The organism is Janthinobacterium sp. C22 (genome assembly GCF_057919405.1).
Map to the genome: position 1 here is coordinate 2020597 of NZ_CP193659.1, position 12881 is coordinate 2033477.

Here is a 12881-nt window from a genome sequence, read left to right on the forward strand (position 1 = left end):
AGGCAACAGCTTCACGGGGAATTATCGAATGGCTAAGTTTAAACTGGCGCTGGGTGTCCTGGCTTCCCTGCTGTTTGCACTGGCGCCGGCTGCGGCCGTGCACGCCAGGGATGCGAACGGCAAATCCTCAGCCGCGAAGAAACACAACACCAAGAAAGTCAAGGTCGTGCTGCGCAAGGGCGCGACGGCCGCGCCGCGCGAAAAGAGCGTGCGCCGGGTCGTCATGGTGCGCGGCAAGCGCAAGGTCATCTATCAGAAAGTCAGCAGCGTGGCCGTGCCCATGGCCGCACCGATGCCCACCATGGGCGACCTGGCCGGCCTGAACCTCACGCGCGATCCGCTCGACCTCAAGTCGAGCGTGGCGCTGGTGCTGGACCAGAACAATTCGGAAGTGCTGTTTGAAAAGAATTCCAATGTCGCTCTGCCCATCGCCTCCATCACCAAGATGATGACGGGCCTGGTCGTGGTCGAAGCGCGCCAGGACATGGATGAAGTGCTGACGATTACGGACGAGGACGTCGACCGCGCCAAGTTCAGCAGCTCACGCCTGAAAGTGGGTTCGCAATTGACGCGCGCAAATATGCTGCACATCGCCCTGATGAGCTCGGAAAACCGCGCCGCCTCGGCGCTGGGCCGCAATTATCCGGGCGGCTTGCCGGCGTTTGTCGACGCCATGAACAGCAAGGCGCGCCAGCTGGGCATGATGGATACGCATTACGTCGATTCCAGCGGCTTGTCGAAAATGAACGTGGCCAGCGCGCGCGACCTGGGCAAGCTGGCCATGGCCGCCTTCCGCCATCCGCTGCTGCGCGAATACTCGACGGACCCGAAAGCCATCGTCGAAGCCAGCGGCCAGCCCATGCAGTTTGGCAATACGAATCACCTTGTGGCCAATCCGGGCTGGGAAATCGGCCTGCAAAAGACGGGCTTCATCAATGAGGCGGGACGTTGTCTGATGATGCAGGCTGTCATCGAAGGACGGGCCGTGATCATGGTCTTCCTCGATTCCAAGGGGAAACAATCGCGTACGGCCGATGCGGGGCGCATGCGCAAGTGGCTGGAGGCATTGAAACCCGCCAATATGAGCCTGCCCGGCGGATAAGGTATTCAGGGCAGCGTTGCTGCCCTGTCTCTTTACTCCTGGGGAATGAATCCCAGTGTGACAGAAATCTGGTTCGCCGTTTCCACCAGGTCCACCAGCCACTCATCCTGCAGGCGGTCGGCGGGGGCGGAAATGGACAGGCCGGCGATCAGCTTGCCCGAGTCGTCGCGGATGCCGGCGGCCATGCAACGCACGCCCAGTTCCAGCTCTTCATTGTCGCGCGCATAGCCGCGCTCGCGCACCAGGCTCAGCTCGCGCTCGAGCTTTTGCAGATCCGTGATGGAATTCTTGTTGTGCCCGGCCAAGCCCGTGCGCGTGGCATACGCGCGGATGGCTTTCGGTTCGTCGACGGAGAGGAACAGCTTGCCCGTCGAGGTCAGGTGCAGCGGGCCGCGGCCGCCGATGGCGCGCACCACCTGCATGCCTGAGCGCTCGGAAAAGGCGCGGTCGATGTAGACGATTTCGTCGCCCTGGCGCACGGACAGGTTGATGGTCTGCTGGGTTTTCTTGTGCAGCTGGCGCATGAAATCGAGCGCCGCTTCGCGCACGCTGAGGCGGCTTTTCACCACATTGCCCAGTTCCAGCAGGCGCATGCCCAGGCGGTAGGTGCCCGGTTCGATGCGGTCGACGAAGCGCGTCAGCACCATGTCGTTGAGGATGCGGTGCGCCGTCGAGGGATGCAGGCCGGATACTTTCGACAATTCCTTCAGGCTGACCGGGTCGGAATATTTGGCCAGGGCATCGAGCAGGGCGACCATGCGTTCGATCACCTGGATCGTCGTCTTCGGGGCTGCGACCGGTTCAATTTTCATGATGGATTTGGTGCAATGCAGTATTCATGCATCTTTATACCATGATGTGAAAAAATAGTGAAATGTTCCGAGATATTCAGCGAATAAATTGTCACAATTCTCATGTTGGCCGTCATAATTGGCGGCTGGATGGACTTTGAATCATGGAAAACTATGCAACCTGTAAATGAATTCAAGAGCAAAAGCGGCTTGAAACGGATTTTTTCCGCCTTTTTCTATTCGCTCGACGGCTTGAAAGCGGCCTGGCGCCACGAACACGCGTTCCGCCAGGAACTCGGTTTATTCGTCGTCGGCACCGTGATCGCTTTGCTGTTGCGCATTTCCGCCTTTGAAAAACTGGTGCTGATCGGCGTGCTGCTGCTGGTGCTGATCGTCGAACTGATCAATTCGGCAATCGAAGCCGTGGTCGACCGCATTTCGCTCGAGCGCCATCCGCTGTCGAAAAACGCCAAGGACTTCGGCAGCGCCGCCGTGCTGCTCACGTGTATCCTGGCTTTCGCCACGTGGTCTGTGGTGCTGTTCAACCGTTTTTATTAAGCACTAAATCCCCGTTGCGCGGCCTCGATATGCGAAAATCGCATATCGAACGGCGAAACGCTTCGTTCTCTTTGCGGCCGTTGCGCCGTAATCTGGTGGCTCTGAAAGTTCAACCATACGGGGATCTTAGATGCTGTCGAAAAAATCATCATTGCCGCCGCCCTCAGCGCGTTTGCCATTCTGCAAACGGCGCAGGCTGCCGATATCACCCTGCTCAATGTGTCGTACGACCCGACGCGCGAGCTGTACCAGGATGTGAATACGGCATTTGCCAAGGAATGGAAAGGCAAGACGGGCGACAACGTCAAGATCAAGCAATCGCACGGCGGCTCCGGCAAGCAGGCGCGCGCCGTCATCGACGGCCTGGAAGCGGACGTCGTCACGCTGGCCCTGGCCTACGACATCGATGCGCTGGCCGAGCACAAGCTGCTGGCCGCCGACTGGCAAAAACGCTTGACGCACAACAGCTCGCCTTACACCTCGACCATCGTCTTCCTGGTGCGCAAGGGCAATCCGAAAGGCATCAAGGATTGGAACGACCTGATCAAGCCGGGCGTGTCCGTCATCACGCCGAATCCGAAAACCTCGGGCGGCGCCCGCTGGAACCATTTGGCAGCCTGGGGCTACGCCTTGCGCCAGCCGGGCGGCAACGAAGCGAAGGCCAAGGATTTCCTCGGCAAACTGTATAAAAACGTGCCCGTGCTCGATTCCGGCGCGCGCGGCGCCACCACTACCTTCGTCGAACGCGGTATCGGCGACGTGCTGATCGCCTGGGAAAACGAGGCGTATCTCGCCGTCAAGGAACTGGGCCCGACCAAGTTCGACATCGTCACGCCGTCCGTCAGCATCCTGGCCGAGCCGCCCGTCGCCGTCGTCGACAAGTTTGCCGACAAGCATGGTACGCGCAAGGTGGCCGAGGCTTACCTGAACTACCTGTACACGGACGAAGCGCAAGACATCATCGCCAAGAATTACTACCGTCCGGCAACGGACAAGGCGGCGAAGAAATACGCGTCGCAGTTCGCCAAGGTCAACCTGTTCACCATCGAGCAAGTGGCCGGCGGCTGGACGGCGGCACAGAAGGCGCACTTTGCCGACGGCGGCATCTTCGACCAGATATACCAGCCTAAGTAATACCGGATGGCACGATTGCCAGACCGTTACTAAAAGGAACCATCATGGCGCTGCGCAGCTTTTCCGACTACCGGGTACTGATCGTGCCGGGCTTGCATAACAGCGGTCCCGAGCATTGGCAGAGCCGCTGGCAGCGCCTGTATCCGCAATTCGAGCGGGTCGAGCAGGATGACTGGAACGCGCCTGACCTGGCCGCCTGGTCGGCGCGCCTGGACCAGGTGCGGCGGCAGGATGCGCGTCCTACCCTGATCGTCGCCCACAGCTTCGGCTGCCTGACGGCGGCGCACAGCCTGGCGCGCGACCCGCAGGGCGTAGCCGGCGTGCTGCTGGTGGGGCCGGCCGATCCCGACAAGTTTGGCGTGGCGAAGGCATTGCCGCAAAAGCGGCTGCCTTGCCCCGGCATATTGATCGCCAGCCAGACCGATCCATGGATGACGGCCGAACACGCTGCACAGTGGGCACGGCGCTGGAATTGCAAGTATATTGATGGCGGTGCGTTGGGCCATATCAACGCCGAGTCGCGCCTTGGCGATTGGGTCTATGGCCAGGCGCAACTGCAAACGCTGTTTGATCTGGCGCAAAGCGACAAGCGCCACCGTCAGGCAGCCTGATACGACGAACATCCCGCCACACAATTTTTCAAGGAGATCACGATGACTTTACGCCTGGGCGATGTCGCCCCTGATTTTGAACAAGACAGCTCGATCGGCCCGCTCCAGTTCCACGAATGGGCGGGAAATTCCTGGGTGGTGCTGTTTTCCCACCCGGCCGACTTTACGCCCGTGTGCACGACGGAGCTGGGCCTGACGGCCAAGCTCAAGCCGGAATTCGACAAGCGCAACGTGAAGGCCATCGCCCTGTCCGTGGACGCGGCCGAGTCGCACAAGAGCTGGATCAAGGATATCGAAGAGACGCAAAACACGGTGGTGGGCTTCCCCATCATCGCTGACGTCGACAAGAAAGTGTCGGTGCTGTACGACATGATTCACCCTGAACAGTCCGTCACGGCCACCGTGCGCTCCGTCTTTATCATCGACCCGAACAAGAAAGTGCGGCTGATCCTCACGTATCCGCTCAGCACGGGCCGCAACTTCAATGAAATCCTGCGCGTCATCGACGCCCTGCAGCTGACGGACGGCTACACGGTGGCCACGCCCGGCAACTGGAAGGATGGCGACGACGTCATCATTCCCTTGACCGTGCAAGACCCGGAGGTGATCAAGCAGAAATATCCGAAGGGCTTTACGGCCGCCAAGCCATACTTGCGCTTGACGCCGCAGCCGAACAAGTAAGAGCACCGAAAAAACGTCCATGGCGTTGTTGCATTGCCTCGCCGTACATTCGTACTGTCTTCGGCAACGCGCCTAGCCCTGAACGTTTTATTCGGCACTCTTGTTTTTCATAAAAAACGCACCTGTCCGGTGCGTTTTTTTCGCCCATGGATTCTGCTGGCAAGTATGCAAAATCCATCTAAGCAAATGAGAAATGGTTAGTTCTTTTTATAACGATTGCATGTGATTATTGCGCCCTATAACTCAAAAATGTAATAAGAAGGGGTTTCCATGTCTGAAGCAACACTAGCGCCGCCCAAGGCGCGCGGAGCGCCGTTTCGGGTCATGCCGGGGTTTAAGCTGTCACTGGGCTTCACGCTCTTTTACCTGGCCTTGATCGTCCTCATTCCCTTGTCGTCGGTGTTCCTGAAAACCTTCACCATGACATGGGACGCCTTCTTCAGCGCCGTCACGTCCGAGCGCGTGATGGCGTCGTACCGCCTGACGTTCGGCGCCTCGCTGATCGCCGCCCTGCTGAACGTGGTGTTTGGCGGCATCCTGGCCTGGGTGCTGGTGCGCTACAAGTTTCCCGGCAAGCGCATCATCGACGCGCTCGTCGACTTGCCGTTCGCCTTGCCGACGGCCGTGGCCGGCATCACCCTGACGGCCCTGTATTCGTCGAACGGCTGGTTCGGCCAGTTCATCGAAGGCGTGCTGGGCATCAAGGTGGCGTTCACGCCGCTGGGCGTGGTGGTGGCGCTGACCTTCATCGGCTTGCCCTTTGTCGTGCGCACCGTGCAGCCGGTGCTGGAAGACGCGGAAAAGGAACTCGAAGAAGCGGCCGCCAGCCTGGGCGCCAATTCCCTGCAAACGTTTATCCGCGTCATCTTCCCCACGATTCTGCCATCGTTGCTGACGGGATTTGCGCTGGCCTTCGCCCGCGCCACGGGCGAGTACGGTTCCGTGATCTTTATCGCCGGCAACATGCCGATGGTGTCGGAAATCACGCCGCTGTTCATTATTACCAAGCTGGAGCAATACGATTACGCAGGCGCCACGGCCATCGCCGTGGTGATGCTGGTGGTGTCCTTCCTGCTGTTGTTGACGATTAACCTGCTGCAAGCATGGACGCGCGGAAAGGCGAAGAAATCATGAGTACGAATACGACTGCCGCCGCTGGCGTGGACAATGCACTGCCGACAGCGCGCCGCTTCGAGCCGAATGTCGGCCCCGTCGTGCTGGAACCGTTGTGGGTGCGCACGGTATTGATCACCATCGCCTTGCTGTTCCTGACGGCGTTCCTCATCGTGCCCCTGGTGGCCGTGTTTGCCGAAGCGTTCAAGAAGGGCTGGGAAGCGTATATCGCCGCCATCATCGATCCGGACGCGATTTCCGCCATCAAGTTGACCCTGATCACGGCCGCCATCGCCGTGCCGCTGAACCTGGTATTCGGCGTGGCCGCTTCCTGGTGCATCGCCAAGTTCGACTTCCGCGGCAAGAGCATCCTGCTGACCCTGATCGACTTGCCGTTTTCCGTTTCCCCGGTGATTTCCGGCCTGATCTACGTGCTGATGTTCGGCGCCCAGGGCTGGTTCGGCCCGTGGCTGCAGGCGCACGACATCAAGATCCTGTTCGCCGTGCCCGGCATCGTGCTGGCCACCATCTTCATTACCTTCCCGTTCGTGGCGCGCGAACTGATTCCGCTGATGCAGTCGCAGGGCAGTGAAGAGGAAGAGGCCGCCATCGTGCTGGGCGCCTCCGGCTGGAATACTTTCCGCAGAGTCACCTTGCCGAACATTAAGTGGGGTCTGCTGTACGGCGTGATCCTGTGCAACGCCCGCGCCATGGGCGAGTTCGGCGCCGTGTCCGTCGTGTCCGGCCACATCCGCGGCGAAACCAACACCATGCCGCTGCAGGTGGAGATTCTGTACAACGAGTACAACTTCGCCGCCGCGTTTGCCGTCGCCTCCCTGCTGGCCCTGCTGGCGCTGGTGACCCTGGCCCTGAAAGCCTTCATTGAGTGGCGTTTGAACGAGAGCGACGCCGACGATTCCGCCTTACGTTCCACGGAGCACTGATATGACCATCGCAGTTAAAAACATCCACAAGCGTTTCGGCGATTTCGTCGCCCTCGACAATATCTCGCTGGACTTTCCCGCCGGCGAACTGACGGCCCTGCTGGGCCCGTCGGGTTGCGGCAAGACGACTTTGCTGCGCATTATTGCCGGTCTGGAACACCCTGACAGCGGTCAGGTGCTGCTCGATGCGGAAGACGCGTCGAACCGCCACGTGCGCGAGCGGCAAGTCGGTTTCGTATTTCAACACTATGCGCTGTTCAAGCACATGACCGTGTTCGAGAACGTGGCCTTTGGCTTGCGCGTGAAGTCGCGCAGCGAGCGCCCGTCGGAAGACCAGATCCGCCGTAAAGTGAAAGATTTGCTGGAACTGGTGCAGCTGGACTGGCTGGCCGACCGCTATCCGCCGCAACTGTCGGGCGGACAACGCCAGCGTATCGCTCTGGCGCGCGCCCTGGCTGTCGAGCCGCGCGTGCTGCTGCTCGACGAGCCGTTCGGCGCCCTGGATGCCAAGGTGCGCAAGGAATTGCGCCGCTGGCTGCGCCGCCTGCATGACGATCTGCACGTCACCAGCATTTTTGTGACGCATGACCAGGAAGAGGCGCTGGAAGTGGCCGACCAGGTGGTGTTGATGAACAAGGGCACGGTCGAGCAATTGGGTTCGCCTGAGCAAGTCTACAACCACCCGGCCTCGCCGTTCGTGTATGGCTTCCTGGGCAACGTCAACCTGTTCCACGGCCGCGTGCATGACGGCGTGATGGCGACCGGCGACGCCAGCTTCGAGGTGCCCGATTACGCGGGCGTGAGCGACAGCAAGGGCACGGCCTATGTGCGTCCGCACGACCTGGAAATCGACCGCTACACGCAGGGCGCGGAAGGCATCGTGGTCAAGCTGAGCCGTGCCCATGCGATCGGCCCGCTGGCCCAGTTGGATTTGCAGCGCGTCGACAACAGCGAGCTGATCGAAGCGGTGATGTCGAACGAGCGTTTTACCCATCTGCAGCTGAAGGAAGGCGAAACGCTGGTAGTCCGCCCGAAACGCCTCCACGTGTTCGTTGAACCAACAAGAACCTAAAGGCTGAAAATATATGAACTTTCAACAACTGCGTTCGATCCGCGAAGCGGCCCGCCGCGGCTATAACCTGACGGAAGTGGCCAACGCGCTGTTCACGTCGCAGCCGGGCGTGAGCCGGCAGATCCGCGAACTCGAGGACGAGCTGGGCGTGGTGATTTTCGAGCGCAACGGCAAGCGCTTGACGGGCTTGACGGAACCGGGCAAGGGCATTTTGAAAATCGTCGACCGCCTGCTGATCGAGGCGGAAAACCTGCAGCAGGCCAGCCTCGAATACAGCGGCCAGACCAGCGGCACCTTGTCGGTGGCGGCCACGCACACGCAGGCGCGCTATGCGCTGCCGAAAGTGGTACAGGGCTTTCGCGCCGCCTTCCCCGAGGTGCGCATCGCGCTGCAGCAAAGCGCACCGGAACATATCGCGGAATGGGTGCTCTCGGGCAAGACCGATATCGGCATCGCCACGGAAGGCCTGAGCCAGTTCCCCGACCTCGTGTCGTTCCCGTGCTACCGCTGGAGCCATCTGATCGTCGTGCCGGACGGCCATCCGCTGCTCGAACACTCGCCGATCCGCCTGGAAGACTTGGCGAAATACCCGCTGATTACCTACGACAAGGGTTTTACGGGCCGCGGCCATATCGACGATGCGTTCGCCAAGGCGGGCGTGACGACCGACATCATCCTCACGGCCATGGATTCCGACGTCATCAAGCAATACGTGGCGCTGGGGCTGGGCGTGGGCATCGTCGCCTCAATGGCCTTCGACCATGGCCGCGACAAGGGGCTGCGGGCCGTGGAAGCATCGCACCTGTTCGCCACCAATACGACGCGCCTGGCCGTGCGCCGCGGCGCCTACCTGCGCGCCTACGCCTACGAGTTCATCCTGCAGCTGGCGCCGGACCTGACGCGCGAAGACATCGACCGCGCCATGGCGGGCGAGGACGCTCTTTAAGCCAGCGCGGCCCGCTGTGCGCGGGTCAGGCTGGCCACGGCGCGCGCATGGCTATCCTGCACCAGTTCCGCCAGGTAATCGGCCGGGAAGCGCGCCACGTCGACGATGGTGATCCAGTGAAAGCGGCCCATGTAGCGGGCCGGTTTCACGCCCGGCATGTCCGTCAGTTCGATGAAGCGCCCGGCGCTGACGCGCAGGCTGAAGCGCCATTGTTCCGGCGCGCTGGTCTTGAAATAGGCAAACTTCTTGCCGCTCACTGCATACACGAGGATGTTCGACGGCGCACCGTACAGCACGGCTTGCGCGCCGGGCAGGGCCGCGCAAAATTCCTTCAGTTCATCTGTCGTCATTCGTCCACCGCCATGCATGGTTGCGTGTTGTGGGCGATGGCCTCGGGCGGCGATTTATAGATGGTGTAGGGGGCGCGCGCCGCCAGGTGCCAGCTGGGCATGGTTATCCGATATCAAGAAGAGTGAACCCATGGTAGCCGATTGCGTGTCAGGATGACCACGCCTTCCTTCATGCTGGTTGCCGCAGGGCTACACCACCGCATGGGATGTGCCGATCTACAACAATCTTGCTTCCTGAAGCGGCGTCCGGTCGCGGCAAGGATGGTAGCACGCCCCGTGATAGCCGTTCTCGGTAAGAAACTGATGGGGCCGATTGAAAATGCCAATGGTAAAATTTGTTTCTTTTATTGCACTTTGGTTTCTTGAATGATATCTTTTGTCCAATCGCAAAGAAATATAACAAAAATATAATCAACGTTGTAATTTTTGAAATTTATCAATAGGGGAAATTATGAATACGACTAAACATGCGCTGCTGGGTCTGTGCCTGAGCGTTTCGGCTTTCCTGGCGCCATTGGCCCAGGCCGCAAGCTGGGTGGAAATCACCGATCCCGCCATGAGCGGCTTCTCGGTGGGCGGCAAGACCGTCACCTACGGCAGCGTGGCAGCGGACTCGGTCTGGGTCTATGACGGCGCCAACCCGTCCGGCGCGCAAAGCGCGGCCGCCATCCAGAGCTTGGTCAGCAGCAAGTTTGGTCTGCCTTCCAGCGGTACCGGCTCGCTGGTCTTTGCCGCCCAGGGCGACCTGGAAAGCGGCAAGTCCGGTTCGTTCACCGTCAACTCCAGCTTCGACTACCTGGCCGTGCATTATGGCCGTGGCGAACTGCTGTTCCACTGGGACACGCCGCTGGCCGCGAATACGGTTTTCAGCATTGCCAACCTGCCGCGCGGCCTGAGCAATTTCCGCGCCTACAGTTCGGTATCGGCCGTGCCTGAGCCAGCGACCTACGGCATGCTGATGCTGGGCCTGGGCCTGGTCGGTTTTGTCGCGCGCCGCCGCCGCGCCTGAGCCTGAGGCGCCTGCGGGCGCTTGTGCTAAAGCATGAAAAAAGCCCGGAAACGCGATGCGTTCCGGGCTTTTTGCATGGCAGGGGGGATTTACCAGCTATAGCCAGCCTTGGCGTAGTAATAGCGGCCGTTGAAGCCGTTCGGCGCGAAGATGCTGTACGGCTGGGTACCGTTGACGTTCAGGTTGCCCGCGCTCGTCACTTGCGCCGGATAGCGGTTGGTGACGTTGTCGATGCCGGCCACCAGACGCCAGTTCTTGCCCAGTTTCACGGAACCGGAGACGTCCAGCACCCATTGCGGGTCATACGTCTGGTCCAGCTTGACGTCGTTTTGCGGTACGGTGAAGCTGCCGTAGCGCGTCACGACGCCGTGCGCATTCCAGATGCCGAAGCCGTAGTCGGCGGCCAGGCTGAACTTGTCCTTCGGCGACGCCACCGTGATGCGGTCGATGCTTTGGCGGTCGATCAGTTTCAGGTTGTTGGCCGTCAGGATGGCCGGATTGTCGGCGATTTTCCGTACCGTGCTCTTGTTGTGGTTGTACGCCACGGTGAGGTCCAGGCGGTCCTTGTCCTGCAGGTCGATGCGGTAGGTGCTGACGATGTCCACGCCTTCCGTGCGCGTATCGACGGCGTTGGTGAAGTAGCGCGCCGCGCCCACGGTCGAGCCTTGCGTCGCCAGCTGGGCCTTGAGCTTGTCGTTCAGCGCCAGGTTGGCCGAGAACAGGATGCGGTTGTCGATGTCGATGCGGTAGGCGTCGATGCTGGTGGTGAAGTTGCGGCTGGGCTGGAACTGCAGGCCCAGGCTGTAGTTGCGGGCCTTTTCCGGCTTCAGGTCTTGCGCACCGAGGGCGCGCGCCTGCGGCGTATTCACGGCGAAGGTGCCCGTCTCGATGGCCGTATTGTTGCCGTTGATGACCTGGAAGTTGGTGGTGGTGATGGTGTAGTACTGCTGCGCCAGCGATGGCGCGCGGAAGCCGCTCGACACCGTGCCGCGCAGGGACAGCGCGTCCGTGAACGCATAGCGGGCCGAACCCTTGGCCGAGGTGGTGCTGCCGAAATCGCTGTAGCGCTCATGGCGCAGGGCCACGCCGCCGGACAGCTTTTTCGTCGCTTCCGCTTCCAGGTTCACATAGATCGACTCGTTGTGGCGCGAGTGGCTGCCGGCGTTGGCGGGCTGGAAGCCGGAAAAGCCTTGCGCGCCGCCTGCGCTGGGGGGCGTGGTAACGACCGTGACGTAGGACGCTTCATCGCCGGCGCCGATGCTGTACTTTTCATGGCGCGCTTCGGCGCCCACGGCCACCGTCAGGGGGCCCGTAAAGAAAGACACGGGAAATTCGCGCGCCGCATCGAGGTTGAACACCGTCTGTTCGTTTTTCAGCGAGCCGGCATAGAAATGCGTGGGGCTGTTCGCGCCCAGCGACTGGTTGACCGTGTTGTCCAGGTCCAGCTCGAACTTGTTGCTGCCGTAATTGAGGCTGGCATCCCAGCGCCAGCCGGCCGCTTCGCCGCGCAGGCCCGTGACGATGGATTGGTCGGTCAGGGTGCTGTTTTGCAGAGGCAAGAAGCCTTCCGGGTAGATCGGCGTGCGCTGCACAATTTCCTTGTGGGCCGGAACGGTGGGCGTGGCAGGTACCGTCACTTCGATCAGCGCCGTGCGCCAGGTCGCGGCGGCCGACGTATCGCGCTTGCCATAGTTGCCGAAGGCATACCAGTCGAGGTTATCGCTGATGTGGTATTCGCTGTTGAGGAAAATCGTTGCCGGCTTGCTTTCCGGGTCGCCGTAGCGCTGGTTGACCTTGCCGTAGCGCGGTTCCAGCGGATTGCGGAAGTCGGCGCCGGCGCGGTTGGTCGGGTCGCGTTCCGCCACTTCGGCCGAGACGCGCACCCAGCCGTCCTCGCCCAAGGCGAAGCCGGCCGAACCCTTGATGGATTTTTGCTTGCCGTCGCGTTCCTGCGTCTGGCCATAGCCCACTTCGATGTCGCCGCCGGCCGCGCCTTTTTCAGGATGATGTTGATCACGCCGGCAATCGCGTCGGAACCGTACTGGGCCGCCGCGCCATCGCGCAGCACTTCCACGTGGTCGATGGCGGCCAAAGGAATGGCGTTCAGGTCGACGGGCGCCGAGCCGCGGCCCAGCGAACCGTTGACGTTGACGACGGCCGAGGTGTAGCGGCGCTTGCCGTTCACCAGTACCAGGGTCTGGTCGGGCGACAGGCCGCGCAACTGGGCCGGACGCACGGCGTCGCTGGCGTCGGCGCCCGTGGCGCGGGCGAAGTTCAGCGATGGCAGCAGGCGCGCCAGCACGGTGGCCAGCTCGCCCGAACCCGTGCTTTGCAGGTCGCGCGAAGTGAGGATGTCGATCGGCGATTCGGAATCGATGGTGCGGCGGTTCTTGGCGAAGGTGCCGGTGACGACCACCGACTGCAATTCGCCTTCGGCCGGCAGCTCTTGCTGCGCTTGCGCCTGCATCGGCAGGCTGAAGCAGGCCACCAGGCTGGCGGCGATCACGGTTTTTACGGGGAGGGCGGGACGCTGGGAGCGGGCGGTGCTTGAACTCATCGACGATATCTCT

At 61.3% G+C, this 12881-nt stretch carries 14 protein-coding genes and 1 pseudogene; 11 read left to right on the forward strand and 4 right to left on the reverse strand.

The features are described from left to right. Window positions 1-28 precede the first annotated feature (28 nt). The gene (gene pbpG / locus ACRHIG_RS09320; protein ID WP_489630010.1) at window positions 29-1102 is read left to right on the forward strand and encodes a D-alanyl-D-alanine endopeptidase; all 1074 of its coding nucleotides are present in this window, start codon (window positions 29-31) and stop codon (window positions 1100-1102) included. 32 nt (window positions 1103-1134) lie between these two features. On the opposite strand, the gene ACRHIG_RS09325 is transcribed toward pbpG, so the two are convergent. Then, on the reverse strand, window positions 1135-1914 hold the full coding sequence (locus tag ACRHIG_RS09325; RefSeq protein WP_152250343.1) for an IclR family transcriptional regulator: 780 nt from the start codon (window positions 1912-1914) through the stop codon (window positions 1135-1137). Window positions 1915-2067: 153 nt separating this feature from the next. Here ACRHIG_RS09325 and ACRHIG_RS09330 point away from each other — a divergent pair, with 153 nt between their 5' ends. The 8 genes from ACRHIG_RS09330 to ACRHIG_RS09365 all read left to right on the forward strand — a co-directional run bounded on the left by ACRHIG_RS09330 (window position 2068) and on the right by ACRHIG_RS09365 (window position 8952). Then, window positions 2068-2451 carry a diacylglycerol kinase gene (locus ACRHIG_RS09330; RefSeq protein ID WP_070224509.1) on the forward strand — a complete coding sequence of 128 codons (384 nt, stop codon included), beginning with the start codon at window positions 2068-2070 and terminating at the stop codon, window positions 2449-2451. A 123-nt stretch (window positions 2452-2574) separates the two neighbouring features. Continuing rightward, the gene (locus ACRHIG_RS09335; protein ID WP_489630779.1) at window positions 2575-3585 is read left to right on the forward strand and encodes a sulfate ABC transporter substrate-binding protein; all 1011 of its coding nucleotides are present in this window, start codon (window positions 2575-2577) and stop codon (window positions 3583-3585) included. Between the two features lie 44 nt (window positions 3586-3629). Beyond that, on the forward strand, window positions 3630-4196 hold the full coding sequence (locus ACRHIG_RS09340) for an RBBP9/YdeN family alpha/beta hydrolase (RefSeq protein WP_475414713.1): 567 nt from the start codon (window positions 3630-3632) through the stop codon (window positions 4194-4196). Between the two features lie 42 nt (window positions 4197-4238). After that, window positions 4239-4877, forward strand: a complete 639-nt coding sequence (locus ACRHIG_RS09345) for a peroxiredoxin (RefSeq protein ID WP_489630011.1) — start codon at window positions 4239-4241, stop codon at window positions 4875-4877. A gap of 324 nt (window positions 4878-5201) precedes the next feature. Further along, on the forward strand, window positions 5202-6011 hold the full coding sequence (gene cysT, locus ACRHIG_RS09350) for a sulfate ABC transporter permease subunit CysT (protein WP_070224513.1): 810 nt from the start codon (window positions 5202-5204) through the stop codon (window positions 6009-6011). Continuing rightward, complete coding sequence (gene cysW, locus ACRHIG_RS09355; RefSeq protein WP_475414710.1) at window positions 6008-6934, forward strand: sulfate ABC transporter permease subunit CysW; 927 nt, start codon at window positions 6008-6010, stop codon at window positions 6932-6934. The genes cysT and cysW overlap by 4 nt, the downstream gene beginning before the upstream one ends. Before the next feature lies 1 nt (window position 6935). Beyond that, window positions 6936-8006 (forward strand): sulfate/molybdate ABC transporter ATP-binding protein, encoded by a 1071-nt coding sequence (locus ACRHIG_RS09360; protein ID WP_034747519.1) that lies wholly within the window; start codon window positions 6936-6938, stop codon window positions 8004-8006. 13 nt (window positions 8007-8019) lie between these two features. Continuing rightward, window positions 8020-8952 carry a CysB family HTH-type transcriptional regulator gene (locus ACRHIG_RS09365; RefSeq protein WP_475414709.1) on the forward strand — a complete coding sequence of 311 codons (933 nt, stop codon included), beginning with the start codon at window positions 8020-8022 and terminating at the stop codon, window positions 8950-8952. Here ACRHIG_RS09365 and ACRHIG_RS09370 read toward each other — a convergent pair. After that, a complete protein-coding gene (locus tag ACRHIG_RS09370; protein WP_489630012.1) occupies window positions 8949-9302 on the reverse strand; it encodes an MmcQ/YjbR family DNA-binding protein in 354 nt (117 codons plus the stop codon). The genes ACRHIG_RS09365 and ACRHIG_RS09370 overlap by 4 nt on opposite strands. 153 nt (window positions 9303-9455) lie before the next feature. Here ACRHIG_RS09370 and ACRHIG_RS09375 point away from each other — a divergent pair, with 153 nt between their 5' ends. Then, window positions 9456-9668, forward strand: coding sequence for a hypothetical protein (locus ACRHIG_RS09375; protein ID WP_489630013.1), 213 nt, complete (start codon window positions 9456-9458; stop codon window positions 9666-9668). Between the two features lie 547 nt (window positions 9669-10215). Continuing rightward, window positions 10216-10311: pseudogene (locus ACRHIG_RS09380) on the forward strand (FxDxF family PEP-CTERM protein); the annotation flags it as partial. An 89-nt stretch (window positions 10312-10400) separates the two neighbouring features. Here the strand turns inward: ACRHIG_RS09380 and ACRHIG_RS09385 are convergent. Together ACRHIG_RS09385 and ACRHIG_RS09390 are read right to left on the reverse strand one after the other, a co-directional pair. Then, window positions 10401-11948, reverse strand: coding sequence for a TonB-dependent receptor domain-containing protein (locus ACRHIG_RS09385; protein ID WP_489630780.1), 1548 nt, complete (start codon window positions 11946-11948; stop codon window positions 10401-10403). A 5-nt stretch (window positions 11949-11953) separates the two neighbouring features. Continuing rightward, window positions 11954-12868 carry a TonB-dependent receptor plug domain-containing protein gene (locus ACRHIG_RS09390; protein ID WP_489630014.1) on the reverse strand — a complete coding sequence of 305 codons (915 nt, stop codon included), beginning with the start codon at window positions 12866-12868 and terminating at the stop codon, window positions 11954-11956. Between the last annotated feature and the right edge of the window lie 13 nt (window positions 12869-12881).